Origin of the sequence: Streptomyces sp. NPDC001787 (genome assembly GCF_040297465.1) — a bacterium.
Lineage (GTDB): Bacteria > Actinomycetota > Actinomycetes > Streptomycetales > Streptomycetaceae > Streptomyces.
In genome coordinates, this window is the sequence record NZ_JBEOZE010000025.1 from 32,107 (window position 1) to 57,851 (window position 25,745).

Below are 25,745 nucleotides of genomic sequence, written 5' to 3' on the forward strand. Positions count from 1 at the left end.
AACCGCGTCCGTTCCCGGTGCGTCACGCCGGACAGTCAGGACAGCGCCGGACAAGCCCTGGACAATCACCGTACGCAAGGGCTCAGTCACTGGGCACGGTACGCAGAGGCGGCCACGCTGAGTGACATGAACCAAGAAATGGTCCGCACCCAACGCCCCGCCGCGAGCCGGACGTTCACCGTGCTGCTCTCGCCCACCCGGCGGGCGGCCAGGCTCGCCCGGCTGCTCACCGTGGCCCGTCTCGGCGCCTGGGGGCTCCCTTCGGAGTCGGCGGCGCACATCGTCGCTGAGCTGGCGGCGAACGCCTCGGTGCACGGCCGGGTACGGGGCCGGGACTTCCGGCTGCACCTCGCTGTCCATGGCGAGGCCCTGTTGCGGATCGAGGTGGCCGACACCCGGGGCGACAGCGTTCCGCCCGGTCCGGGGGCCGTCAAGGCGCCCGAGGACGACGCGGAGAGCGGGCGGGGCCTGCTCATCGTCGAGGCCCTGGCCGACCACTGGGGCGTCGTCCCCGGACCCGTACCGCTCAAGACGGTGTGGGCCGAACTCGACCTCGCGCGCTGACCGGCTCCACCGGATCGTGAAGCGCCACGACCCGGTACGCCCCCCACCGGATCGTGGGCGGCCACGACGCGGTGGTCCTCGACGTCAACTACGTAAAGAACCCGGAGAAATAACCCCACCCGACCCCACCCCGTCCACTACCTGAAGCACCCCGGGGGCTCGTCACTCACACGGGTGAGGTTTGCCAACTCCACTGGCTTTCGCGCTGGTTGGGAGGCATATGCTCGCGCCACCACACCAGCACATACGTCGGCCCCCGGCCGGGACAGCAATCCCGATCGAGGGCCTGACCAACGAGGAAGAGAACCGCTTCCCGATGGATACGCAGCAGAGTACTGCCCTCACCCGCGCCCTGGCGGAGGTTCCCGGACCTCTCCCGGCCTCCGGCGTGATCCACATCGTGATCCCGCACACCAGCCGCTTCACGGTCGTCGGCAACCACCTCGCCCAGCACCCCGGCCTCAGCTCCACCGCCGTGGGCATCGCCGTGCGCATCCAGTCGCTGCCCCCGGGGGCCGACGTGGGGATCAAGGCGCTCGCCGCCCGCTTCCCCGAAGGCGAGAGCCGCATCGCCGCCGCCCTGCGCGAGCTGGAGGCCCACGGCTACCTGCAACGGACACGTACCCGCCTGCCGGGGGGCAGGATCGTCACCCGCACCGTGTTCTGCAACCAGCCCGCAGAGCTTTTACGCTCACGCACGGCGGCGGCCCCACCACCGTCCACGCCCCTTCCAGGACGGGTCGCAACAGAATCACCGGCACCGGCACCGATGCCCGAGCCACTCGCGCCACCCACGCCACAGGCACCCGCAGCTCCCGCCGTACCGGAAGCGCCCGGCCCCGACGCCGCACCGGAGCCCCACGAGTCGGTCCCGGCCCCGGCCAGCACACCGGCCCCGGCACCCGCCCCGCCGTCACCGCCCTGCGCTCCCCCACGCACCTCACGCTTCGTACCGCCGCCGACCGCGCCCAGGCCGCCGCCCCCACCGCTCCCCCGGCCCCGCGAGCTCACCCCGGAACTGCACCGCACCGCCACCGCGCTCGTCACCGGTCTGCGCCGCCATGCGCCCCAGCTCGCGCTGTCCGAGAACGACGTCCGCCATCTGGCACCCGGTGTCGCGGCCTGGCTCGAACGCGAGGCTCACCCCGACACCATCCGCCACGCGCTCACCAGCGACCTTCCCCATCCGCTCAGGCACCCGGCGAAACTTCTCAGGCACCGGCTGACCGCCCTGCTGCCCCCACCGCTCCCCGGCGCCCACGACCTCGCGCCGCCCCGCCGCCGTGTCACGGTCACCCCGTTCCAGACCTGCGACGGCTGCGACCGCGCGTTCCGCTCCCACAGCCCCGGCCACTGCCGCGACTGCCGAACCGAACCGGCGCGGATCGCCGCCTGAGAACTGCCCGCCGGGCGCTCGCAGCCGCCCGCCCCGCCCTATCCGTACGTGATCGCGGTCCCGTAGGCCACTACGTACCAGGAACCGGCGTCCACCCCTTTCTGGATGGACGTCAGGCGCGCGCCGATGACCTCACCGGCCCCGACCTGGGCCGCGTTCACGCTCAGGGACGAGAACGCTTCGCCGGGGAAGACCTGTTGGTCGCCCCAGACGACCCAGCTGTTGGTAACGGGGCGGTTGATCTGCTGGGGGGTGTCGACCGTGAGTACCGGGACCGGAAAAGAGAGTCTTCTCGCCATAACCACGGCATGGTGCCAGGGTCCGACCCGTTCGACAACGGACGGTGCACACGCGTGACCGGGCGGTAGGGCGGCGATGTTCCCTCGGGTGGGTGCATCAGCCCGCCTGAGAGAATCCGGTCATGTCTACGCGCACGAAACCCGGCTGGGCCTTCCGCACCGCCACCCCCGAGGACATCGAGCCCCTGGCCGAACTGCGGGCCCTCGTGATGCGCCCCGACCTGGAGCGTCTGGGGCGGTACGACGAGCACCGCGTACGGCAGCGGCTGCGCGACGCGTACGCCCCGGAGCACACCTCGGTGATCCTCGTGGACGGAGCGCTCGCGGGCTGCGTGTCCCTGCGCCCCGGTACGGACGGCACGACGGACGGCACCGCGGACCACGCGCCGGACGGATGGTGGCTGGAGAACTTCTACCTCTCCCCCGCGCTCCAGGGCCGCGGCATCGGCACCGGCGTACTGCGCTCCCTGCTGGAGCGGGCCGACCGGGAGGGCGCCCGCGTGCGGCTGGTCGTGCTCCGGGGCAGCGCGGCACGGGCCCTGTACGAGCGGCACGGCTTCGTCGAGGAGCGCCGGGACCCGGTCGATGCGTTCATGGTCCGCGAGCCGGTGGCCTGACACCACTTTCCCCGTTCGCCCGGACCTGTCCGGCCCGGCGGCCTAACCTGGTCCCCCACAGCTCTCGGGGGAGGCTCGGTGCGTCTGCTGATCGATGTCGTTGAAGGTGACTGGGCCGCCTTCTACGGCCGCTACGGGGACCGGACCGCATGGCGGCTCAAACGCCTGGAATCCTTCTGCTCCGATACGGGCACCGCCTCGTCCGACACCGCCTCGTCCGGCAGCGCGGACGACGCCTCGGCCCGCTGGCACGAGCTGCACGACGCCGCGCTCGGCGAGGCCTTCGAGATCTCCGTACCGCCGTCCATGACCGTGGCCGACTGCCGGAGACTCGCGCTGGGCGAGGCCCGTCGGCGCGGTGTCGCCCGGCCGGATGCGGGGCCTCCGGCGGACGGGAGGGACCCGTTCGCGGACCGGGTCCTGCGGACCTGGCTGGCCGACCCCGTCACCGACGAACGGTTCGACGAGGGGCTGACGCTGGAGCGGGCCGGTCTCGGCGAGGACGACCTCGTCGTCCTGTGCATCGAGCGCACCGCCAAGGGCTGCTACGCCATGGGCCCGGCCATGAACCCGGCCGTCCTGCTGGAGCGGATGCAGCTCGCCATGAACGGGACCGCCCCCGACGACGGGCCGAGGCTGTGGGGCGTACTCCTCTACACCACGGCCGACGTGGAGCTGGCGACGTACGTCCGGACGCACTTCGAGGACCTCAACGCCCTGTCCGGGCCGAACACCCGGGTCTTCGTCGTCGAGCGGCAGGCCAGATGGGCCGAGGCACGGAAATACTGGCGCGCGCACCTGGAGCCGGAGCTGTACCGGGTGCTCTCGTCGATGCGGTGGCTCCACTGGCAGCCGTACGACCCCCAGGGCGCGTACGAGATCGCCGCGCAGCTCAAAGTGGACCCGGAGCATGTGCCCTGCCTGGTCTTCTTCGACGGCCGGCCGGGACTGCCCTGGGGCGAGCGAAGGATCGTCTTTCCGGTGGAGGACGTCACCCCGAGGTACTTCCGTACTCTCTTCGGCCGCATCACCAGAGCTCTCGAAACAGCCCCTCCGCTGGGGGAGGCACCCCCGGGCGGCAGCTACTACGGACCGCTGTCGTACGAGAGCGATCGGAACAGCGCCACGAGCGACAGCCGTACCGTACTGGGCGCACTGCTGCGCAGCGGCCGGGGCGGCGACGCCGCGGCCTTCGCCTCGGTCGAAGCGGCCCAGCGGGCGATCAGGGCGGCCCTGCGGCCGGCCCCCGCGCCGAGCACCGATTACCACCTCGACAACTGCCGGGTCATTCTCACGCCAGGAGCATCCGTGACCGAGAATTTCCACTTCCACGGGCAGAACACCACCTTCATCAACCGCCCCGTGAACACCGTCGTCCAGGACTTCCAGAACCAGCACGGAACGGGCCTGTGCCACGAGGAGCTGCGCAATCTGCTCCGGCTGACCCTCTCCAGTACGGACCTCGCCGACGCCGACCGCGACGAGGCCGCGGCGGCCGTGCACGACCTGGCCCGGCTCTCCGCGGAACCCGAGCCGGACGGGCCCGCGGTCCGGCTGCGGGCGGAGCGGCTGCGGGAAATGCTCGCGGGGGCCGCCGATATCGCGCAGCCCGCCCTGGCGATCATCGCCTCGGTCGTCGCGGCCGTGGCCGGGTAGCGGGCGCCCGCACAGCCGTACGCCCACACCCCGCCGCCGCACTCCACGCGCGGGGCGGGTACCGGGAGGCAGGTACCCGAGGCAGTTACCGCGAGGCAGGTATAACGCCGCGTTGTGTCCAACCGTTAGTACCCGGTTCACTCCGTCTTCGGGACCCTGGGGCCGACCGACCCCCACAGACACGCCCACCGGCGTGCCTCCCCCGAAACGAGGAACCATGCGAATAGCCAGGCTCGTGCCCGCCGTCGCCGCCGCGGCGGTCTCCGTCCTCGCCCTTCTCGCACCCACCGCCTCGGCCTCCCAGGCCACCCCGCCCCCCACGGCCCAGGCCGTCCAGCCGATCATCGGCGGCGGCTACGCGCAGAACGCCCCGTGGGCCGCGCGTCTCTTCTCCAACGGCCAGGAGACCTGTTCGTCGACGATCATCGCGCCGACATGGATCCTCACGGCGAAGCACTGCGTCACCGGCGGCGGGCTGTCGTTCCGGATCGGCAGCCTCGACCAGCACAGCGGCGGCACGGTGGCCAACGGTGTGCAGACCTACACCCACAGCTCGGACCTGGCGCTGGTGCGGCTGGACCGGTCCGTACAGGGCACGTACTCCCCGCTCGGTCAGCCCGGATCGGTGAGCGTCGGGCAGAGCGTCCAGGTGTTCGGCTGGGGCGCCACCTCGCAGTGCGGCTCCGAGATCAACTGTCAGTCGCGCTATCTGAAGGTGGCCAATGTGACCGTCAGCGGCGGCTGCACCGACGCGTACGGCGGCTCGGCGATCTGTGCGCGCCGCGGCAACGGCATCACCGCCGGCGGGGACTCGGGCGGCCCGATGACGGCGGGCGGTGTCCAGGTGGGCGTCGCCTCGACGAGTGACCGGCAGACCACGACCGCGTACACGAACGTCACCGCGTACCGCTCCTGGATCCGGTCCATCGCGGGCGTCTGACCTTCGGCCGTACGGGTTCCCCCCCAGCACAGAGCGAAGGGCCCCCTACCTCTCTCACGAGAGGTAGGGGGCCCTTCTTGCAGCTCAGCGAGCTACCAGGTCAGACGATCAAGCAGAAACTACTTGATGATCTTGGTGACCTGGCCGGCGCCCACGGTCCGGCCACCCTCACGGATGGCGAACTTCAGGCCCTCTTCCATGGCGACCGGCTGGATCAGCGCGACGTCCATGAGGGTGTTGTCACCCGGCATGACCATCTCGGTGCCCTCGGGGAGGGTCACAACGCCCGTTACGTCCGTGGTACGGAAGTAGAACTGCGGGCGGTAGTTGTTGAAGAACGGGGTGTGACGGCCACCCTCGTCCTTCGACAGGATGTAGGACTGCGCCTGGAACTCGGTGTGCGGCGTGACCGAACCCGGCTTGATGATGACCTGGCCGCGCTCGACGTCCTCGCGCTTGATGCCACGGAGGAGCAGACCGACGTTCTCACCGGCCTGGCCCTCGTCGAGCAGCTTGCGGAACATCTCGATGCCGGTGACCGTGGTGGTGGTCTTCTCGGTCTTGATACCGACGATGTCGACGGTCTCGTTGACCTTCAGGACACCACGCTCGATACGGCCGGTGACGACCGTACCGCGACCGGTGATCGTGAAGACGTCCTCGATGGGCATGAGGAACGGCTTCTCGACGTCACGCTCGGGCTGCGGGATGGACTCGTCGACGGCGGACATCAGGTTCAGGACCGACTGGCCCCACTCCTTGTCGCCCTCAAGAGCCTTGAGCGCCGAGACACGCACGACCGGAAGGTCGTCGCCCGGGAACTCGTACTCGGAGAGGAGCTCACGGACCTCAAGCTCGACGAGCTCCATGATCTCCTCGTCGTCCACCATGTCGGCCTTGTTCAGGGCGACGACGATGTACGGGACACCGACCTGGCGGGCCAGGAGCACGTGCTCCTTGGTCTGCGGCATCGGGCCGTCGGTGGCCGCGACCACGAGGATGGCGCCGTCCATCTGCGCCGCACCCGTGATCATGTTCTTGATGTAGTCCGCGTGACCCGGGCAGTCGACGTGCGCGTAGTGACGCGACTCCGTCTGGTACTCGACGTGCGCGATCGAGATCGTGATACCGCGCTGGCGCTCCTCGGGAGCCTTGTCGATCTGGTCGAAGGCCGAGGCCTCGTTCAGGTCCGGGTACGCGTCGTGCAGCACCTTGGTAATGGCGGCCGTGAGGGTCGTCTTACCGTGGTCAATGTGACCGATGGTGCCGATGTTGACGTGCGGCTTAGTCCGCTCGAACTTTGCCTTCGCCACTGGGTCCTCCTGCGGAGTGGTTCTGTACGCCTTGCTTCATCGGCGCCAGGTGATCTTTGCTGGGATGCCGGGGCCGGGGGCATTCGGCACATTGCTTGCGCTATGTGCCGAATGCCGCACCGGGCTCCGGTGACAAGCCTAAAGCGTGAACTCGGGAGAGTTACTCGCCCTTGGCCTTCGCGATGATCTCCTCGGCGACGTTCCGCGGAACCTCGGCGTAGGAGTCGAACTGCATCGAGTAGCTTGCGCGACCCGAGGTCTTGCTGCGGAGGTCTCCGACGTAGCCGAACATCTCCGAGAGGGGCACGAGGCCCTTCACGACGCGAGCACCGCTGCGCTCCTCCATGGCCTGGATCTGGCCACGGCGGGAGTTCAGGTCGCCGATGACATCGCCCATGTAGTCCTCGGGCGTGGTGACCTCGACGGCCATCATCGGCTCAAGGAGCACGGGAGAGGCCTTGCGGGCACCCTCCTTGAACGCCTGCGAACCGGCGATCTTGAATGCGAGCTCCGAGGAGTCGACCTCGTGGTAACCACCGTCGAGAAGGGTGACGCGGACGCCGACCATCTCGTAACCGGCCAGGATGCCGAACTGCATGGCTTCCTGAGCACCCGCGTCCACCGAGGGGATGTACTCACGGGGGATGCGGCCACCGGTGACCTTGTTGACGAACTCGTAGGAGGCGTCGCCACCCTCGATGGGCTCAAGGGCGATCTGCACCTTCGCGAACTGGCCGGTACCACCAGTCTGCTTCTTGTGCGTGTAGTCGATGCGCTCGACGGCCTTGCGGATCGTCTCGCGGTACGCGACCTGGGGCTTGCCGACGTTCGCCTCGACGCGGAACTCGCGCTTCATGCGGTCGACGAGCACCTCAAGGTGAAGCTCGCCCATACCACCGATGATGGTCTGGCCGGTCTCCTCGTCGGAGTGCACCTGGAAGGAGGGGTCCTCCTCCGAGAGGCGCTGGATGGCGACACCCAGCTTCTCCTGGTCACCCTTGGACTTGGGCTCGATGGCGACCTGAATGACCGGCGCCGGGAAGTCCATGGACTCCAGGATGACCGGGTTCTTGTCGTCACACAGCGTCTCACCGGTGGTGGTCTGCTTCAGGCCCATGACGGCGATGATGTCACCGGCGCCCACCGACGCGATCTCCTCACGCTTGTTCGCGTGCATGCGGTAGATCTTGCCGATGCGCTCCTTCTTGCCCTTGACCGAGTTCAGCACCGCGGTGCCGGCCTCAAGGCGACCGGAGTAGATCCGGACGAAGGTGAGCTTGCCGAGGTGCGGGTCGCTCGCGATCTTGAACGCCAGGCCGGAGAACGGCTCGTCGTCCGAGGGCTTGCGCGAGACGACCTTCTCCGGGTCCTTCACGTCGTGGCCCTCGATGGCCTCGACGTCCAGGGGGGAAGGCAGGTAGCGCACAACGGCGTCGAGCAGGGGCTGGACGCCCTTGTTCTTGAACGCCGTGCCACAGAACACCGGGGTGATGGTGACCGAGTCGGCACTGCCCTTGGACGCCAGCGTGATCCGACGGATCGCCGCGTGCAGCTGCTCCTGGGTGGGCTCGTTGCCCTCCAGGTACAGCTCCATCATGGCGTCGTCGTTCTCGGCCACGGCCTCAAGGAGCTTGCCACGCCATTCGGCGGCGCTCTCCTTGAGGTTGTCCGGGATCTCGGTGACGTTGTACATCTCGCCCTTGGCGGCCTCTTCGGGGTACACGAAGGCCTTCATCGACACGAGGTCGACGACACCCGTGAAGTCGGCCTCCGCGCCAATGGGGAGCTGCATGACGATCGGGGTCGCGCCGAGGCGGTCCACGATCATGTTGACGCAACGGAAGAAGTCCGCACCGGTGCGGTCGAGCTTGTTGACGAAGCAGATACGCGGCACGCCGTAGCGGTCCGCCTGACGCCACACGGTCTCGGACTGCGGTTCGACGCCGGCCACACCGTCGAACACGGTGACAGCACCGTCGAGGACGCGGAGCGAACGCTCCACCTCGACGGTGAAGTCGACGTGACCCGGGGTGTCGATGATGTTGATGGTGTGGTCAACATCATTGAGCGGCCAGTGACAGGTCGTCGCGGCGGACGTGATCGTGATGCCGCGCTCCTGCTCCTGCTCCATCCAGTCCATCGTGGCAGCGCCGTCGTGGACTTCACCGATCTTGTACGAGACGCCGGTGTAGAACAGGATCCGCTCAGTGGTGGTCGTCTTGCCCGCGTCGATGTGGGCCATGATCCCAATGTTGCGGACCTTGGCCAGGTCAAGCGAAGTGGTGGCCATAAGGCTCAATCTTCTCTCGGTCTCGATGTGGGTAGCGACTACCAGCGGTAGTGCGCGAAGGCCTTGTTCGACTCGGCCATCTTGTGGGTGTCCTCACGCTTCTTGACCGAAGCGCCGAGGCCGTTGGAGGCGTCGAGCAGTTCGTTCATGAGGCGCTCGGTCATGGTCTTCTCGCGGCGGGCGCGGGAGTAACCGACGAGCCAGCGCAGAGCGAGGGTGGACGCGCGACCGGGCTTGACCTCGATCGGCACCTGGTAGGTGGCGCCACCGACACGGCGGGACTTGACCTCGAGCGAGGGCTTGACGTTCTCAAGCGCGCGCTTCAGCGTGATGACCGGGTCGTTACCGGTCTTCTCGCGGAGGCCTTCCATGGCGCCGTACACGATCCGCTCGGCGGTGGAACGCTTGCCGTCGAGGAGGATCTTGTTGATCAGCGAGGTGACAAGAGGAGAGCTGTAGACCGGGTCAATGATGACCGGGCGCTTCGGGGCGGGGCCCTTACGAGGCATTCTTACTTCTCCTTCTTGGCGCCGTAGCGGCTGCGGGCCTGCTTGCGGTTCTTGACACCCTGGGTGTCAAGGGAACCGCGGATGATCTTGTAACGAACACCCGGCAGGTCCTTCACACGGCCACCACGCACGAGCACGATGGAGTGCTCCTGCAGGTTGTGTCCCTCACCCGGGATGTAGGCCGTGACCTCGATACCGGAGGTCAGACGCACACGCGCGACCTTACGGAGTGCCGAGTTCGGCTTCTTCGGGGTGGTCGTGAACACACGCGTGCAGACGCCGCGGCGCTGGGGCGAACCCTCGAGCGCGGGCGTCTTGTTCTTCTCGACCTTGTCCTGCCGGCCCTTCCGGACCAGCTGCTGGATCGTAGGCACTACTTCTCCGGTTTCTGTGTGCCGTTCGTGAAACTAACCTGGAACATCGCCGACCCACGCGGTCGGGTGTGTCGAATACTGCAGGCTCCTGCCCTGAGGCAGAAGGGGCGCAGATTGCGGTGGCCACTTACGGACTCGCCATGCGGTTGAGGACACGCACCCGAGCCCAGGCACACCCCAGGCACAAGGCTTGAGCGTACCTACCTCACGGACTCCGGTCAAAACAAATGCTGTCCATCACGACACGCCGGGGCTCATTCATGATCCAGTACTTCGCGGTCCAGGTGCTTCTGGATCAACAGAATGTCCTTCAGGTCCTTCTCGCGCAGCGCGGTTCTCTTCCATTCCAGCACCTCCCGCAGCGGGCAGAAAGGGAGGCCTTGTATCCATTCGGCGCCCGCGATGAGCGCGTCGGGTCCGGGCGTTCCCGGAAGCCATCGGTCGAAGATCTCCAGGCCACCGTCGAACAGCAGCACCATCAGCCCGTACCCGGAGGGGGCCGGCACCGGATCGGCCAGTTCGGTGGCCCGCTTCCAGGCGTCGCCCCTGGCGACGATGTCCAGATCGCCCACTGAACTCCTGAGCCCGTGTGCCAGCAGCGGTCCGCTGCCCGCCACCACGAAGTCACCCCGTTCCAGCCCGAGCGATATGAGCTTTCCGACCAGCGGGTGATCGCAGAGATCCAATGGTTCCCCTTCCGGAGGGCCGGCAGATGCCGCCGTCCCGAAAGAGACCTGTGCCGTGTCCATAGCGCTCCCCCACCGTCCCCGAGCCCCGACTTCCCTCCACGTCCGTCCTCGGAGCCCTGAGCGGCCCCTGGTGGCGCGGAGAGGTGTACCGGAGGCCCCTACCCACGCCACAGGGCGGCCACCCCGTGTCCGGGGTGACCGCCCTGTGGTCAGTCGCAAACGACTCGCTTACTGGTTGTACGGACCGTAGTCGTAGTCCTCCAGCGGAACGGCCTGGCCGGAGCCCGTGCCGAACGGCGAGTAGTCGATGTCGTCGTAGCCGACGGCCGAGTACATCGCGGCCTTGGCTTCCTCGGTCGGCTCGACCCGGATGTTGCGGTAGCGGGACAGACCCGTACCGGCCGGGATGAGCTTACCGATGATGACGTTCTCCTTGAGGCCGATCAGGGAGTCCGACTTGGCGTTGATCGCCGCGTCGGTCAGAACCCTGGTCGTCTCCTGGAAGGACGCCGCCGACAGCCACGACTCGGTGGCGAGCGAGGCCTTGGTGATACCCATCAGCTGCGGACGGCCGGAGGCGGGGTGACCGCCCTCGGTGACCACACGACGGTTCTCGGTCTCGAACTTCGACCGCTCGACCAGCTCGCCCGGCAGGAGCTCCGCGTCGCCGGACTCGATGATCGTCACCCGGCGCAGCATCTGCCGGATGATGATCTCGATGTGCTTGTCGTGGATCGACACGCCCTGCGAGTTGTAGACCTTCTGGACTTCGCCGACCAGGTGGACCTGGACCGCACGCTGGCCGAGGATGCGCAGCACGTCGTGCGGGTTGGTGGCACCCACGGTGAGCTTCTGGCCCACCTCGACCGGGTCGCCCTCGCCCACGAGCAGACGGGCACGCTTGGAGATCGGGAACGCCGTCTCCTCGCTGCCGTCGTCCGGGGTGACGACGAGCTTCTTGGTCTTCTCGGTCTCCTCGATCCGGACGCGGCCGGCCGCCTCCGAGATCGGGGCGACACCCTTGGGCGTACGGGCCTCGAAGAGCTCGACGACACGGGGCAGACCCTGGGTGATGTCGTCACCGGCCACACCACCGGTGTGGAAGGTACGCATCGTCAGCTGGGTACCGGGCTCACCGATGGACTGGGCGGCGATGATGCCGACCGCCTCACCGATGTCGACCAGCTTGCCGGTGGCGAGCGAGCGTCCGTAGCAGAAGGCACAGGTGCCGACCGCGGACTCACAGGTCAGGACCGAACGGGTCTTGACCTCCTCGACGCCGGCGCCCACCAGGGCGTCGATCAGGACGTCACCGAGGTCGACGTTGGCAGGCGCGATGACCTTGCCGTCGACGACGACGTCCTCGGCGAGCATACGGGCGTACACCGAGGTCTCGACGTCGTCCGTCTTGCGGAGCACGCCGTCGGCACCCTTGACCGCGATCTTCAGCTTGAGGCCGCGGTCGGTGCCGCAGTCCTCCTCGCGAATGATCACGTCCTGCGAGACGTCCACCAGACGACGGGTCAGGTAACCCGAGTCGGCGGTACGCAGGGCGGTGTCCGCCAGACCCTTACGGGCACCGTGCGTGGAGATGAAGTACTCCAGAACGGTGAGGCCCTCACGGAACGACGCCTTGATGGGACGCGGGATCGTCTCGTTCTTCGCGTTCGACACCAGACCACGCATACCGGCGATCTGACGCATCTGCATCATGTTTCCTCGGGCACCCGAGTCAACCATCATGAAGATGGGGTTCGTCTTCGGGAAGTTCGCGTTCATCGCCTCGGCAACCTCGTTGGTCGCCTTGGTCCAGATCGCGATGAGCTCCTGCGTGCGCTCGTCCTTGGTGATCAGACCGCGCTCGTACTGCTTCTGGACCTTCTCGTCCTGCTCCTCGTAGCCCTTGACGATGGCCTTCTTGGCCTCGGGCACGACGACGTCGGAGATGGCCACGGTGACGCCGGAACGCGTCGCCCAGTGGAAGCCCGCCGCCTTCAGGTTGTCGAGCGTCGCCGCCACGATGACCTTGGGGTAGCGCTCGGCCAGATCGTTGACGATCTCGGAGAGCTGCTTCTTGCCCACCGAGTAGTCGACGAACGGGTAGTCCTCGGGCAGCAGCTCGTTGAAGAGCGCGCGGCCCAGGCTCGTACGCAGCCGGAAGGTGTCACCCGGCTGGTACTCGGGCTCGCCCTCCTCGGCGACCGGCGGCACCCAGCCACGCGGCGGCATGGTGCCGACCGGGAAGCGGATGTCGACCTTCGCCTGGAGCGAGAGCTCCCGGGCGTCGAAGGCCATGATCGCCTCGGCCGTGGAGCCGAAGGAACGGCCCTGGCCGATGACCTTGCGCTCCTCCTCGTCCGTGGTGAGGAAGAACAGGCCCAGCACCATGTCCTGGGTCGGCATGGTGACGGGACGGCCGTCGGCCGGCTTCAGGATGTTGTTCGAGGACAGCATCAGGATGCGGGCCTCGGCCTGCGCCTCCGCGGAGAGCGGCAGGTGCACGGCCATCTGGTCACCGTCGAAGTCCGCGTTGAACGCGGTGCAGACGAGCGGGTGGATCTGGATGGCCTTGCCCTCGACCAGCTGCGGCTCGAAGGCCTGGATGCCGAGGCGGTGCAGCGTGGGCGCACGGTTCAGCAGCACCGGGTGCTCGGCGATGACCTCTTCGAGGACGTCGTACACGACGGTGCGGCCGCGCTCGACCATGCGCTTGGCCGACTTGATGTTCTGCGCGTGGTTCAGGTCCACCAGGCGCTTCATCACGAACGGCTTGAAGAGCTCCAGCGCCATGGCCTTCGGCAGACCGCACTGGTGCAGCTTGAGCTGCGGGCCGACGACGATGACGGAACGCGCGGAGTAGTCCACACGCTTGCCGAGCAGGTTCTGACGGAAACGGCCCTGCTTGCCCTTGAGCATGTCGCTCAGGGACTTCAGCGGGCGGTTGCCGGGACCGGTGACCGGGCGACCGCGGCGGCCGTTGTCGAACAGCGCGTCGACGGCCTCCTGCAGCATCCGCTTCTCGTTGTTCACGATGATCTCGGGGGCACCGAGGTCGAGGAGACGCTTGAGGCGGTTGTTGCGGTTGATCACACGGCGGTACAGGTCGTTCAGGTCGGAGGTCGCGAAGCGGCCACCGTCCAGCTGCACCATCGGACGCAGGTCCGGCGGGATGACCGGCACGCAGTCGAGCACCATGCCCTTGGGCTTGTTGCTGGTCTGCAGGAACGCGGAGACGACCTTGAGGCGCTTGAGCGCACGGGTCTTCTTCTGGCCCTTGCCGGTGCGGATGATCTCGCGAAGCCGCTCGGCCTCTTCATCCAGGTCGAAGGACTCCAGGCGCTTCTGGAGCGCCGCGGCGCCCATGCAGCCGTCGAAGTACGTGCCGAAGCGGTCACGCAGCTCGCGGTAGAGCAGCTCGTCGCCCTCCAGGTCCTGGACCTTGAGGTTCTTGAAGCGGTTCCACACCTCGTCGAGGCGGTCGATCTCGCGCTGCGCACGGTCGCGCAGCTGCTTCATCTCACGCTCGGCACCTTCGCGCACCTTGCGGCGTACGTCGGCCTTGGCGCCCTCGGCCTCCAGCTCGGCCAGGTCGGTCTCGAGCTTCTTGGCGCGGGCCTCCAGGTCGGAGTCGCGACGGTTCTCGGTCTGCTGGCGCTCGACGGAGACGTGGGCCTCCAGCGAGGGAAGGTCGCGGGTACGACGCTCCTCGTCGACGAACGTGATCATGTACGCGGCGAAGTAGATGACCTTTTCCAGGTCCTTCGGCGCGAGGTCCAGCAGGTATCCGAGGCGCGACGGGACGCCCTTGAAGTACCAGATGTGGGTGACGGGAGCGGCAAGCTCGATGTGGCCCATCCGCTCACGACGCACCTTGGCGCGAGTGACCTCGACGCCGCAGCGCTCACAGATGATGCCCTTGAAGCGGACACGCTTGTACTTGCCGCAGTAGCACTCCCAGTCCCGGGTCGGACCGAAGATCTTCTCGCAGAAGAGTCCGTCCTTTTCGGGCTTGAGCGTGCGGTAGTTGATGGTCTCCGGCTTCTTCACTTCGCCGTGCGACCAGGTCCGGATGTCGTCCGCGGTGGCAAGGCCGATCCGCAGCTCGTCGAAGAAGTTGACGTCGAGCACTTGTCGTCAATCCCTCTTTCGGGGGTTCGAGCCCCTCGCGTCAAAGCGAGAAATGGGGCACTTCAGCAATGGTCTGAACGGGTCCGGGGAGAGCCGGCCGGATCACAGGGATCCGGCCGGCCAACCCGTCAGACCTCTTCGACGCTGCTCGGCTCGCGCCGGGACAGGTCGATACCGAGTTCCTCCGCCGCGCGGAAGACGTCCTCGTCCGTGTCACGCATCTCGATGGACATACCGTCCGAGGACAGCACCTCCACGTTGAGGCAGAGCGACTGCATTTCCTTGATGAGCACCTTGAAGGACTCAGGGATGCCCGGCTCGGGGATGTTCTCGCCCTTGACGATCGCCTCGTAGACCTTCACGCGGCCGGTCACGTCGTCGGACTTGATCGTCAGCAGCTCCTGGAGGGCGTAAGCGGCGCCATAAGCCTCCAGCGCCCACACCTCCATCTCACCGAAGCGCTGTCCACCGAACTGAGCCTTACCACCCAGCGGCTGCTGGGTGATCATGGAGTACGGACCGGTCGAACGAGCGTGCAGCTTGTCGTCGACCAGGTGGTGGAGCTTGAGGATGTACATGTAGCCGACCGAGACCGGCTCCGGGAACGGCTCGCCGGAGCGGCCGTCGAACAGGTTGGCCTTGCCGGAGGGCTGGACCATCCGGTTGCCGTCGCGGTTCGGGATCGTGGACTCGAAGAGGCCGGAGATCTCGTCCTCGCGGGCACCGTCGAAGACCGGGGTCGCGACGTTGGTGCCGGCGGCGACATCGTCGGCGCCGATCGACTTCAGCCGCTCCATCCACTCCTCGCTGCCCTCGACCTTCCAGCCCTGGCTGGCGAGCCAGCCGAGGTGGATCTCAAGGACCTGTCCCGGGTTCATTCGGGACGGGACACCCAGCGGGTTGAGGATGATGTCGACCGGGGTGCCGTCCTCCAGGAACGGCATGTCCTCGATCGGCAGGATCTTCGAGATGACGCCCTTGTTGCCGTGACGGCCGGCGAGCTTGTCACCATCGGTGATCTTGCGCTTCTGCGCGACGTAGACGCGGACCAGTTGGTTCACGCCCGGCGGCAGCTCGTCGCCCTCTTCGCGGTCGAAGACGCGGACGCCGATGACCTTGCCGATCTCGCCGTGCGGGACCTTCAGCGAGGTGTCGCGCACCTCGCGCGCCTTCTCACCGAAGATCGCGCGGAGCAGGCGCTCCTCGGGGGTCAGCTCGGTCTCACCCTTGGGCGTGACCTTGCCGACGAGGATGTCACCGGCGACGACCTCGGCACCGATACGGATGATGCCTCGCTCGTCGAGATCCGCGAGGACCTCTTCGGAGACGTTCGGGATGTCCCGGGTGATCTCCTCCGGGCCGAGCTTGGTGTCACGGGCGTCGACCTCGTGCTCCTCGATGTGGATCGAGGAGAGGACGTCGTCCTGCACGAGGCGCTGCGACAGGATGATCGCGTCCTCGTAGTTGTGACCCTCCCACGGCATGAACGCCACGAGCAGGTTCTTGCCGAGGGCCATCTCACCGTTCTCGGTGGCCGGACCGTCGGCGAGGACCTGGTCGGCGATGACCCGGTCGCCCTCGGAGACGACAACCTTCTGGTTGACCGAGGTGCCCTGGTTGGAGCGCATGAACTTGGCGATGCGGTACGTGGTGTACGTGCCGTCGTCGTTCGTGACGGTGATGTAGTCCGCGGAGACCTCCTGGACCACACCGTCCTTCTCCGCCTTGAGCACGTCACCGGCGTCGGTGGCGCAGCGGTACTCCATACCGGTGCCGACGAGCGGGGCCTCCGACTTGATGAGCGGCACCGCCTGCCTCATCATGTTCGCGCCCATGAGGGCACGGTTGGCGTCGTCGTGCTCCAGGAAGGGGATCATCGCGGTGGCGACGGACACCATCTGGCGCGGCGAGACGTCCATGTAGTCGACGTCCGTGCCGGGCACGTAGTCGACCTCTCCGCCACGGCGGCGGACCAGGACGCGGGGCTCGGTGAAGCGCAGCTCGTCGGAGAGCGTCGCGTTCGCCTGGGCGATGACGTAGCGGTCTTCCTCGTCGGCCGTGATGTAGTCGACCTCGTCGGTGACCTGGCCCTCGACGACCTTGCGGTACGGCGTCTCGATGAAGCCGAACGCGTTGACGCGTCCGTACGAGGCGAGCGAACCGATCAGACCGATGTTCGGGCCTTCAGGGGTCTCGATCGGGCACATGCGTCCGTAGTGGGACGGGTGCACGTCACGGACCTCGAAGCCGGCCCGCTCACGGGAGAGACCACCCGGGCCAAGAGCCGACAGGCGGCGCTTGTGGGTGAGACCCGACAGCGGGTTGTTCTGGTCCATGAACTGCGACAGCTGGCTGGTGCCGAAGAACTCCTTGATGGAGGCGACGACCGGCCGGATGTTGATCAGGGTCTGCGGCGTGATCGCCTCGACGTCCTGGGTGGTCATGCGCTCACGCACGACGCGCTCCATACGGGCCAGACCCGTGCGGACCTGGTTCTGGATGAGCTCGCCGACGTTGCGCAGACGACGGTTGCCGAAGTGGTCGATGTCGTCGGTCTCGACGACGATCGAACGACCGGACTCGCCGACCGTCTCGGTCTCCCCGGCGTGCAGCTTGACCAGGTACTTGATGGTCGCGATGACGTCGTCGGTGGTGAGCACCCCGGCGTCCAGCGGCTCATCGGCGCCGAGCTTCTTGTTCACCTTGTAGCGGCCGACCTTCGCGAGGTCGTAGCGCTTCGGGTTGAAGTAGAGGTTCTCGAGCAGCGTCTGAGCGGCCTCGCGCGTGGGCGGCTCGCCCGGGCGGAGCTTGCGGTAGATGTCGAGCAGCGCGTCGTCCTGGCCCTGGGTGTGGTCCTTCTCCAGGGTGGCGCGCATGGACTCGTACTCGCCGAACTCTTCGAGGATCTGCTCGGTGGTCCAACCGAGAGCCTTGAGGAGGACGGTCACGGACTGCTTGCGCTTGCGGTCGATGCGGACACCGACCATGTCGCGCTTGTCGATCTCCATCTCCAGCCAGGCACCCCGGGACGGGATGATCTTGGCGGAGAAGATGTCCTTGTCGGACGTCTTGTCGATGGAGGAGTCGAAGTAGACACCCGGCGAGCGGACCAGCTGCGACACGACGACACGCTCGGTGCCGTTGATGACGAAGGTGCCCTTGTTGGTCATGAGCGGGAAGTCGCCCATGAAGACCGTCTGGGACTTGATCTCGCCGGTCTCGTTGTTGGTGAACTCGGCCGTGACGAAGAGCGGTGCGGCGAACGTGAAGTCGCGCTCCTTGCACTCGTCGATCGAGTTCTTCGGGGGCTCGAAGCGGTGGTCGCGGAACGTGAGCGACATCGACCCGGAGAAGTCCTCGATCGGTGAGATCTCCTCGAAGATCTCCTCCAGGCCGGACTTGGTGGGGACGTCCTGTCCACTGTCCAGAGCAGCCTCGACGCGAGCCTTCCAGGCGGCGTTGCCGAGGAGCCAGTCAAAGCTCTCGGTCTGCAGCGCGAGGAGGTTCGGAACCTCGAGGGGCTCCTTGATCTTTGCAAAAGAGATGCGCAGCGGGGCGGTGCTGGCACCGTTGTTCGTATTCGCGGTCGAGGCGTTGCGCGAGGCGGCCAAGAGGGGGTCCTTCCGAGGGCTCGGACTCACTACGCGCGTACCGGTCCCAAGTTGGACACAAAGACAGATATCCCAGGTCAGGGAGGATCGGTCATCGGTGCTCAAGCGTGGGCATGCCCCTGGTGACGGGCAGGAGGCAGCTAACAGGCAGCGCAAAGGGTCAGTGTAGCCAAGTGCCACACTGATGTCCAGTCGGGGTTCTCAGAGACCCACGTTGCCATCAACAGCTGTTCTCAACACCTATGCCTAGCCCTTGCGCGGGGTGCGCTCTTCTTTACTGCCCTCTTCGCACTCGATCCATGCCTCGGATTCGGATCGATGTGATGACGCGTCCTGAGAATTGCGCGCCTCGTGCGGTTCGTCAAGGCCCCCCAGCCGGGACGAACCGTCGGCAACCCTCACCAGCCGCCCCTGGAGCCCGTGGGACGCCTCCGAGAGGCGCACGGCGAAGATCACCATACTCGCCGCCGCCGGAAGAGCAAGGCAGGTGCCGAGGGCACGCCAAAGGGCGACCACCCGGATGGGTGATCGCCCTTTGCGATGTGACATCCCCGCCTCGCGGCAGAGACGGTCCTGAGGAGTCAGATGACTCGCAGGGTCACTTGACCTCGACGGAAGCGCCGGCGGCCTTGAGGGACTCGGCAGCCTTCTCGGCGGCCTCCTTGGCGACCTTCTCGAGGACCGGCTTCGGGGTGCCGTCGACGAGGTCCTTGGCCTCCTTCAGACCCAGCGAGGTCAGCTCACGCACGACCTTGATGACCTGGATCTTCTTCTCGCCGGCGCCGGTGAGGATGACGTCGAACTCGTCCTGCTCCTCCGGGGCGTCCGCGGCGGCGGCAGCGCCACCGGCGGCGGCGACGGCGACCGGGGCGGCAGCCTTGACGTCGAACTTCTCCTCGAAGGCCTTGACGAAGTCAGCGAGCTCGATGAGGGTCAGGTTCTCGAACTGCTCGAGCAGGTCTTCCTGGGACAGCTTCGCCATGATGGCGTCCTTCCACTAAGTCGGCAGGTGCCGGGTGTATATGAAGGCGGGCGTACGGGCCCGCTGCGAGCCGTGGAGCGGAGGGTTACTCCGCCACCTCGGCGTCGGCGGGAGCCGGCGTACCGGCACCGCCCTGCTCGACCTTGGCGCGAAGGGCGTCCGCGGTGCGGACGAACTCCGACAGCGGGGCCTGGAACGTCGCCGCGGCCTTGGCCATCGACGCCTTGATTCCACCGGCCACCTTGGCGAGCAGAACCTCGCGGGACTCGAGGTCCGCGAGCTTCTTGAACTCATCGGCGGACAGCGCCTTACCGTCAAGGACACCGCCCTTGATGATGAGGTTGGGGTTGTCCTTGGCGAAGTCACGAAGACCCTTCGCCGACTCCACCGGGTCACCGGTGACGAAGGCAACCGCCGTCGGACCCGTGAACAGGTCGTCCAGCGTGTCGATCCCGGCCTCGTTGGCCGCAATCTTGGTCAGCGTGTTCTTCACCACGGCGTACTGGGCGTTCTCACCGAGCGAACGGCGCAGCTCCTTGAGCTGTGCCACGGTGAGACCCCGGTACTCGGTCAGCACGGCGGCGTTCGAGCTGCGGAACTGGTCCGTCAGCTCGGCTACCGCGGCAGCCTTGTCGGGCCTTGCCATGAGCGTCGGCCTCCTTCCGGGTGATGAGGACCGCTCAGAAGGGGCCGGAAAAGACGAAACGCCCCAGCACAAGTGCCAGGGCGTAGCTCGACCGGACGAAGTCCGGGAGCTTTCCACAGTCACCTGCGCAGGTCGTCCGTTCTCAGCGGATCCTTCGGTCGTTGTCCCCTCTTGCGAGAGCACAGCGACGACCAGCGGTCTTTGGCTTCTTCAGGAGAGTACGCGACCGGAGCCGCGCCGAGCAAATCCGTCCCGGTTCGGGTGGGTGGGGAAGGTTCCGTACGCCTCTCAGGACGCGTCCGCGCCCGCTCCCGCCGCGGCGTCCTGCTGCTGCTTCATGATGTCCTTGAAGTCGACGGTGTCGGAGGCCGACGGCTTCTGCACCGCGGCCTCGGTGCCGTAGTCGCTGTAGAAGACGGTGGAATTGAGCTCCCCGGTCTTCATCGTGCCGCGCTCGGTCTTCTTCACCAGCAGGTTGTTCTTGTCGACCCAGATGTCCACGGTCTCCGTGGTGATGCCGGCCTGGTCGAGCTGCTTCTTGAGCGTGGCGAGCTGCGCGGCGTCCAGGCCCGCGTTCTTGCCGGTGAGCTCCGCCACGTCGACCGTGCCGGAGTAGTGCGTCGTGGCCACCCCGCGCACCTCCTCCTGGCCGACCTTCTTCACATCGCCGGAGGCCAGGAGCGCCTTCACACCCTGCTCGGGGGTGCTGTTCTCTACCTGGCCCTTCATCACGTCGCCGGAGGCGCCGGACACGGCGGCCAGGTCCTTGTACGCGTAGCGGATCCAGTGCTTGCCCCCGATGTTGGCGGCGAAGGCGTCGCCCATGTTGGCGAAGTACTCGTCCTTGAGGTAGCGGGCCTCCATCGAACCGTCGCCACCGGTCTGCTTCAGGGCCTCGCCCATCGTGCCCCCGGTGTACGTGATCTTCAGGGAGCCCTTGAGGCCGTCGCTCCAGTCGATGACACCGCTCTGCGTCATCGACATGTCGGTGCCGATCTTCGTGGAGCCCTCGATCCTGGCCGACTTGGCTCCGCCGGTCTTCTCCTGCACCTGACGCAGCGCGGTGATCTGTTCGTTCTTCACCGCTCCGCCCGCACGCGTGCCGTCCTTGCCCGCGCCGCCGTCGTCGGACCCGCTGCAGGCCGCCACCGACGTCAGTGCCGCCACCGAAGCGAACGCCACGCACACCCGTCGTACAGTCCTGGTCGTCATCTGCCGCTCCACCCTCGTCTCGTCCTGTCGCCCCACACTGGCACAGGGCACCGACAGTTACTCGTACTATCGCCCGCATCCTTCGGATACGAGGACGGGCCCCGCACCTCGAAAGGTTGCGGGGCCCGTCAGCGAGCACGCGTGTGACGCGGCTACCGGGTGAGCGCGGTGGCTCAGACGGCGGCCGGGTCCTCCTCGACGAGGAGGTTGCGGGTGCGGTTGGCGTCCAGCGGGATGCCGGGGCCCATCGTGGTGGCCAGCGTGGCCTTCTTGATGTAGCGGCCCTTGGCGGCGGACGGCTTCAGACGGAGGATCTCCTCCAGCGCCGCTGCGTAGTTCTCCACCAGCTTGGTCTCGTCGAAGGAGACCTTGCCGATGATGAAGTGCAGGTTCGAGTGCTTGTCGACGCGGAACTCGATCTTGCCGCCCTTGATGTCGTTGACAGCCTTGACGACATCGGGGGTGACGGTGCCGGTCTTCGGGTTCGGCATCAGACCACGCGGACCGAGCACGCGGCCGAGACGGCCGACCTTGCCCATGAGGTCCGGGGTGGCGACGACGGCGTCGAAGTCCAGACGGCCCTTCGCCACCTCGTCGATGAGCTCGTCGGCGCCGACGATGTCGGCGCCCGCGGCTTCCGCGGCCGCAGCACGGTCACCGGTCGCGAAGACCAGGACCCGGGCGGTCTTGCCGGTGCCGTGCGGGAGGTTCACGGTGCCACGGACCATCTGGTCGGCCTTGCGAGGGTCAACACCCAGGCTGAACGCGACCTCGACGGTGCCGTCGAACTTCGTGGCGGAGGTCTCCTTGGCGAGCCGGACGGCCTCGAGCGGGGCGTAGTTGCGCTCCCGGTCGATCTTGGCGTCCGCAGCGCGGAGGGTCTTGCTGCGCTTCACTTCTACTCCTGTGGTTTCAGAGTGTGGAGTCGTGGTGCGGACCAGCGCTTGGTCCTACCACTGAGGGCTACGGGGCTGAATCAGCCTTCGACCGTGATGCCCATGGAACGGGCGGTGCCAGCGATGATCTTCGACGCGGCGTCGAGGTCGTTGGCGTTCAGGTCGGGGAGCTTCGTCGTGGCGATCTCGCGGACCTGGGCAGCCGTGAGCTTGGCGACCTTGGTCTTGTGCGGCTCGCCGGAGCCCTTGTCCACACCTGCGGCCTTGAGGATCAGCTTGGCGGCCGGCGGAGTCTTGGTGACGAAGGTGAACGAACGGTCCTCGTAGACCGTGATCTCCACCGGCACGACCATGCCACGCTGCGACTCGGTCGCGGCGTTGTAGGCCTTGCAGAACTCCATGATGTTGACGCCGTGCTGACCGAGCGCGGGGCCGACCGGCGGGGCCGGGTTCGCCGCACCGGCGTTGATCTGGAGCTTGATAAGCCCCGTGACCTTCTTCTTCTTGGGAGGCATTGCTCTCTCCGGGTCCTAGTGAGAGTGTTTCGCCGCCGTTCCGGTCATCCGGATGGAGGCATACCGCACAACGATAACGGGTATAGCTGCGCGACCAAAAACCAAGCAGGTCAGACGGGCTGCGAAGCCCCTCTGACCTGCTGGGTAGGCATGTGTCCAGAAACCGGCGGGAAGCGCTAGTTCTTCTGGATCTGGTCGAAGCTGAGCTCGACCGGGGTCTCGCGACCGAAGATCTCGACCAGGCCCTTGACCTTCTTCGAGTCGGCGTTGATCTCGTTGATCGTCGCCTGCAGCGTCGCGAACGGGCCGTCGGTGACGGTGACCGAGTCGCCCACCTCGAAGTCCAGCACCTGGACCTCGACCTTGCGGGACGGAGCCGGCTTGCCCTCGGCCTCGGCCGCCTCGCGGGCCGCCTTCTCCTCGGCCTCGGGGGCGAGCATCTTGACGATCTCGTCCAGGGTCAGCGGGTACGGGTCGTAGGCGTTGCCCACGAAGCCGGTGACGCCGGGCGTGTTGCGGACGACGCCCCAGGACTCGTTCGTCAGGTCCATGCGCACCAGGACGTAACCCGGGAGCTTGTTCTGGCGGACGTTCTTGCGCTCACCGTTCTTGATCTGGACGATCTCTTCCTCGGGCACTTCGGCCTGGTAGATGAAGTCCTCGACGTTGAGCGAGACGGCGCGCTGCTCCAGGTTGGCCTTCACGCGCTTCTCGTATCCGGCGTACGTGTGGATGACGTACCACTCGCCGGGAAGACCGCGGAGCTCGTCGCGCAGGGCGGTGACGGGGTCGACGGCGGGGGCCTGCTCGGCCTCTTCCTCGTCGGACTCGTCGGCGCTCTCGTCGTCGGAGGCCTCGGCCTCGTCGTCCTCGTCCGCCTCGGCGCCGTCCTCCTCGGACGGTGCCTCGACATCGTCGGACTCCTCCGACTCGACGTGCACGGCGGCCTGCTCGGCGGGCTCGCCCGCGGCCTCGTCGGCCGCTTCGGCCTGGTCCGGCTCCACGGAATCAGCAGCCTCAACGATGTCGAGCTCGTCCTTGGCGGACTCGAAGGCGCCAGCCTCGGGCTCGACGGCGTCGTTCAGGTTCGGGTCAGACACGATGGCTGCTTCTTCCTGGATACAAAGGGGTGGAACATGCGAAAGGGGCGCCGGTTCGGACGCCTTCCGCGGATCAGCCGAAGACGTACTTGATGACCCGCGCGAATCCCATGTCAATGACGGTAACAAGACCAATCATGACAACGACGAACACGATCACCACGGTGGTGTAGGTCGTCAGCTGGTTGCGAGTCGGCCAGACAACCTTGCGGAGCTCGGCGACGATCTGGCGGTAGAACAGCGCGAGGCGCCCCAGAGGGCCCTTCTTGCCGCGCTTGCCGCCCTTCCGGGTCTTCTTCTTCGACTCGGGGACTTCATCCTCGGCATCAGGCATGTCGATGGAGCCCACGGCGTCCGTCACGCTACTCACCTGATTCCGGGTCGTGGCCGTGCCGCGCCCGGTGGAGCCGCACGGCTGTGCAATGAAGTACGTACATGCGCACACATCCTGGCGAAGGAGTGTGTAGCAGGGCCGGAGGGACTTGAACCCCCAACCGCTGGTTTTGGAGACCAGTGCTCTACCAATTGAGCTACGACCCTTTGTGGTTTCCACCAACCTACCGCATGCTCCCGGGTGACCGGATGCGTGAACGGTGCGGCTGGTGAAGGCCAACGACAGGTGAGTGTACGTGCTCGGGGCCGTCGCGTCGAACAGAAAGGAACCGACCGGTCCCGTCCGCATGCTGTCCACGTCCTGTCCGGTCCCTGAAACCCCTGTGCCGACGGCGATTCCTGTCTGGGACCATGGGGGCATGAGCGCTGCAACTTCTCCCTCCGAGCGCCGGGTTTCCGCCCGCATCGGTGCGATTTCCGAGTCCGCGACCCTCGCCGTCGACGCCAAGGCCAAGGCCCTCAAGGCCGCCGGGCGCCCGGTGATCGGCTTCGGCGCCGGTGAGCCGGACTTCCCCACCCCCGGCTACATCGTCGACGCCGCGGTCGAGGCCTGCCGCAACCCGAAGTACCACCGCTACACCCCGGCGGGCGGGCTCCCCGAGCTCAAGGCCGCCATCGCGGAGAAGACGCTGCGCGACTCCGGCTACGAGGTCGACGCCTCCCAGGTCCTGGTGACCAACGGCGGCAAGCAGGCCATCTACGAGGCGTTCGCCGCGATCCTCGACCCGGGCGACGAGGTCATCGTCCCCGCCCCGTACTGGACCACCTACCCCGAGTCGATCCGTCTCGCGGGCGGTGTCCCGGTCGAGGTCGTCGCCGACGAGACCACCGGCTACCGGGTCTCCGTCGAGCAGCTCGAAGCCGCGCGCACCGAGCGCACGAAGGTCGTCCTGTTCGTCTCGCCGTCCAACCCGACCGGCGCCGTCTACAGCGAGGCCGACGCCGAGGCGATCGGCCGCTGGGCCGTCGAGCACGGCCTGTGGGTGCTGACCGACGAGATCTACGAGCACCTCGTCTACGGGGACGCGACGTTCACCTCGCTCCCGGCGATCGTGCCCGAGCTGCGCGACAAGTGCATCGTGGTCAACGGCGTCGCCAAGACGTACGCGATGACCGGCTGGCGCGTGGGCTGGATCATCGGCCCGAAGGATGTCGTGAAGGCCGCGACCAACCTCCAGTCGCACGCCACCTCCAACGTCTCCAACGTGGCCCAGGTCGCCGCACTGGCCGCCGTCTCCGGCCCGCTGGACGCCGTCGACGAGATGCGCACCGCCTTCGACCGCCGGCGCAACCTCATCGTGCGGATGCTCAACGAGATCGACGGCGTGCTCTGCCCCGAGCCCGAGGGCGCGTTCTACGCCTACCCGTCGGTCAAGGAGCTGCTCGGCAAGGAGATCCGCGGCAAGCGCCCCGCCACCTCGGTGGAGCTCGCCGCGCTCATCCTGGACGAGGCCGAGGTGGCCGTCGTACCGGGCGAGGCCTTCGGCACTCCGGGTTACCTGCGGCTTTCGTACGCCCTGGGCGACGACGACCTCGTCGAGGGCGTCTCGCGGCTCCAGAAGCTGCTGGGCGAGGCCAAGGCCTGACCGGCACGCCCACCCCATGAGAAGTGCCC

General features: G+C 67.1%; 21 protein-coding genes and 1 tRNA gene. 6 read left to right on the top strand and 16 right to left on the bottom strand.

Annotated features, from left to right (window positions below):
* Positions 1-126 precede the first annotated feature (126 nt).
* A complete protein-coding gene (locus ABT170_RS28945; protein ID WP_329940675.1) occupies positions 127-564 on the top strand; it encodes an ATP-binding protein in 438 nt (145 codons plus the stop codon).
* Positions 565-880: 316 nt separating this feature from the next.
* Positions 881-1,960 carry a hypothetical protein gene (locus tag ABT170_RS28950; protein ID WP_351872245.1) on the top strand — a complete coding sequence of 360 codons (1,080 nt, stop codon included), beginning with the start codon at positions 881-883 and terminating at the stop codon, positions 1,958-1,960.
* A gap of 38 nt (positions 1,961-1,998) precedes the next feature.
* On the opposite strand, the gene ABT170_RS28955 is transcribed toward ABT170_RS28950, so the two are convergent.
* Complete coding sequence (locus tag ABT170_RS28955; RefSeq protein ID WP_329940677.1) at positions 1,999-2,259, bottom strand: YbjQ family protein; 261 nt, start codon at positions 2,257-2,259, stop codon at positions 1,999-2,001.
* A 122-nt stretch (positions 2,260-2,381) separates the two neighbouring features.
* Between ABT170_RS28955 and ABT170_RS28960 the strand changes: the two genes are divergently transcribed.
* From ABT170_RS28960 to ABT170_RS28970, 3 genes are all read left to right on the top strand, one after another.
* Entirely contained in the window at positions 2,382-2,876 is a 495-nt protein-coding gene (locus ABT170_RS28960; RefSeq protein ID WP_329940678.1) for a GNAT family N-acetyltransferase, read from the top strand.
* A gap of 78 nt (positions 2,877-2,954) precedes the next feature.
* A complete protein-coding gene (locus ABT170_RS28965) occupies positions 2,955-4,532 on the top strand; it encodes a hypothetical protein (RefSeq protein WP_351872249.1) in 1,578 nt (525 codons plus the stop codon).
* Between the two features lie 217 nt (positions 4,533-4,749).
* Positions 4,750-5,472, top strand: a complete 723-nt coding sequence (locus tag ABT170_RS28970) for a S1 family peptidase (RefSeq protein WP_329940680.1) — start codon at positions 4,750-4,752, stop codon at positions 5,470-5,472.
* Positions 5,473-5,591: 119 nt separating this feature from the next.
* Here ABT170_RS28970 and tuf read toward each other — a convergent pair whose 3' ends face one another.
* From tuf to ABT170_RS29045, 15 genes are all read right to left on the bottom strand, one after another.
* Positions 5,592-6,785, bottom strand: coding sequence for an elongation factor Tu (tuf, locus tag ABT170_RS28975; protein WP_329940681.1), 1,194 nt, complete (start codon positions 6,783-6,785; stop codon positions 5,592-5,594).
* Between the two features lie 160 nt (positions 6,786-6,945).
* The gene (fusA, locus tag ABT170_RS28980) at positions 6,946-9,075 is read right to left on the bottom strand and encodes an elongation factor G (protein WP_329940682.1); all 2,130 of its coding nucleotides are present in this window, start codon (positions 9,073-9,075) and stop codon (positions 6,946-6,948) included.
* Between the two features lie 38 nt (positions 9,076-9,113).
* Positions 9,114-9,584 (bottom strand): 30S ribosomal protein S7, encoded by a 471-nt coding sequence (gene rpsG / locus ABT170_RS28985; protein WP_003966970.1) that lies wholly within the window; start codon positions 9,582-9,584, stop codon positions 9,114-9,116.
* Positions 9,585-9,586: 2 nt separating this feature from the next.
* Positions 9,587-9,958: a 30S ribosomal protein S12 gene (gene rpsL / locus ABT170_RS28990; RefSeq protein WP_003948652.1), complete on the bottom strand. Its 372-nt coding sequence runs from the start codon at positions 9,956-9,958 to the stop codon at positions 9,587-9,589.
* Between the two features lie 254 nt (positions 9,959-10,212).
* On the bottom strand, positions 10,213-10,644 hold the full coding sequence (locus ABT170_RS28995) for a hypothetical protein (protein WP_351872255.1): 432 nt from the start codon (positions 10,642-10,644) through the stop codon (positions 10,213-10,215).
* A 231-nt stretch (positions 10,645-10,875) separates the two neighbouring features.
* The gene (locus ABT170_RS29000; protein WP_266931763.1) at positions 10,876-14,775 is read right to left on the bottom strand and encodes a DNA-directed RNA polymerase subunit beta'; all 3,900 of its coding nucleotides are present in this window, start codon (positions 14,773-14,775) and stop codon (positions 10,876-10,878) included.
* 128 nt (positions 14,776-14,903) lie between these two features.
* Positions 14,904-18,386: a DNA-directed RNA polymerase subunit beta gene (gene rpoB, locus ABT170_RS29005; RefSeq protein ID WP_329940684.1), complete on the bottom strand. Its 3,483-nt coding sequence runs from the start codon at positions 18,384-18,386 to the stop codon at positions 14,904-14,906.
* 598 nt (positions 18,387-18,984) lie between these two features.
* Positions 18,985-19,368 (bottom strand): 50S ribosomal protein L7/L12, encoded by a 384-nt coding sequence (gene rplL, locus ABT170_RS29010; RefSeq protein ID WP_329940685.1) that lies wholly within the window; start codon positions 19,366-19,368, stop codon positions 18,985-18,987.
* An 85-nt stretch (positions 19,369-19,453) separates the two neighbouring features.
* Positions 19,454-20,014, bottom strand: coding sequence for a 50S ribosomal protein L10 (gene rplJ, locus ABT170_RS29015; RefSeq protein ID WP_329940686.1), 561 nt, complete (start codon positions 20,012-20,014; stop codon positions 19,454-19,456).
* 288 nt (positions 20,015-20,302) lie between these two features.
* Positions 20,303-21,226 carry an SCO4651 family lipoprotein gene (locus tag ABT170_RS29020; protein ID WP_329940687.1) on the bottom strand — a complete coding sequence of 308 codons (924 nt, stop codon included), beginning with the start codon at positions 21,224-21,226 and terminating at the stop codon, positions 20,303-20,305.
* Between the two features lie 173 nt (positions 21,227-21,399).
* Complete coding sequence (gene rplA / locus ABT170_RS29025) at positions 21,400-22,122, bottom strand: 50S ribosomal protein L1 (protein WP_266931768.1); 723 nt, start codon at positions 22,120-22,122, stop codon at positions 21,400-21,402.
* Between the two features lie 80 nt (positions 22,123-22,202).
* Positions 22,203-22,637 (bottom strand): 50S ribosomal protein L11, encoded by a 435-nt coding sequence (gene rplK / locus ABT170_RS29030; RefSeq protein ID WP_003967000.1) that lies wholly within the window; start codon positions 22,635-22,637, stop codon positions 22,203-22,205.
* Positions 22,638-22,813: 176 nt separating this feature from the next.
* On the bottom strand, positions 22,814-23,737 hold the full coding sequence (gene nusG / locus ABT170_RS29035; protein ID WP_351872262.1) for a transcription termination/antitermination protein NusG: 924 nt from the start codon (positions 23,735-23,737) through the stop codon (positions 22,814-22,816).
* A 73-nt stretch (positions 23,738-23,810) separates the two neighbouring features.
* Positions 23,811-24,098, bottom strand: coding sequence for a preprotein translocase subunit SecE (gene secE, locus ABT170_RS29040; RefSeq protein ID WP_266931770.1), 288 nt, complete (start codon positions 24,096-24,098; stop codon positions 23,811-23,813).
* Positions 24,099-24,204: 106 nt separating this feature from the next.
* Positions 24,205-24,277 (bottom strand) — tRNA-Trp (locus ABT170_RS29045).
* Positions 24,278-24,489: 212 nt separating this feature from the next.
* Between ABT170_RS29045 and ABT170_RS29050 the strand changes: the two genes are divergently transcribed.
* A complete protein-coding gene (locus ABT170_RS29050) occupies positions 24,490-25,716 on the top strand; it encodes a pyridoxal phosphate-dependent aminotransferase (protein WP_266931771.1) in 1,227 nt (408 codons plus the stop codon).
* The last annotated feature ends 29 nt before the right edge of the window (positions 25,717-25,745 follow it).

Excerpts from the sequence above, each read along its gene's own strand:
- ABT170_RS28945 (WP_329940675.1), top strand. The coding sequence starts at position 127 with ATGAACCAAGAAATGGTCCGCACCCAACGCCCCGCCGCGAGCCGGACG.
- ABT170_RS28950 (WP_351872245.1), top strand. The coding sequence starts at position 881 with ATGGATACGCAGCAGAGTACTGCCCTCACCCGCGCCCTGGCGGAGGTT.
- ABT170_RS28955 (WP_329940677.1), bottom strand. The coding sequence starts at position 2,259 with ATGGCGAGAAGACTCTCTTTTCCGGTCCCGGTACTCACGGTCGACACC.
- ABT170_RS28960 (WP_329940678.1), top strand. The coding sequence starts at position 2,382 with ATGTCTACGCGCACGAAACCCGGCTGGGCCTTCCGCACCGCCACCCCC.
- ABT170_RS28970 (WP_329940680.1), top strand. The coding sequence starts at position 4,750 with ATGCGAATAGCCAGGCTCGTGCCCGCCGTCGCCGCCGCGGCGGTCTCC.
- fusA (WP_329940682.1), bottom strand. The coding sequence starts at position 9,075 with ATGGCCACCACTTCGCTTGACCTGGCCAAGGTCCGCAACATTGGGATC.
- rpsG (WP_003966970.1), bottom strand. The coding sequence starts at position 9,584 with ATGCCTCGTAAGGGCCCCGCCCCGAAGCGCCCGGTCATCATTGACCCG.
- rplL (WP_329940685.1), bottom strand. The coding sequence starts at position 19,368 with ATGGCGAAGCTGTCCCAGGAAGACCTGCTCGAGCAGTTCGAGAACCTG.
- rplJ (WP_329940686.1), bottom strand. The coding sequence starts at position 20,014 with ATGGCAAGGCCCGACAAGGCTGCCGCGGTAGCCGAGCTGACGGACCAG.
- ABT170_RS29020 (WP_329940687.1), bottom strand. The coding sequence starts at position 21,226 with ATGACGACCAGGACTGTACGACGGGTGTGCGTGGCGTTCGCTTCGGTG.
- rplK (WP_003967000.1), bottom strand. The coding sequence starts at position 22,637 with ATGCCTCCCAAGAAGAAGAAGGTCACGGGGCTTATCAAGCTCCAGATC.
- ABT170_RS29050 (WP_266931771.1), top strand. The coding sequence starts at position 24,490 with ATGAGCGCTGCAACTTCTCCCTCCGAGCGCCGGGTTTCCGCCCGCATC.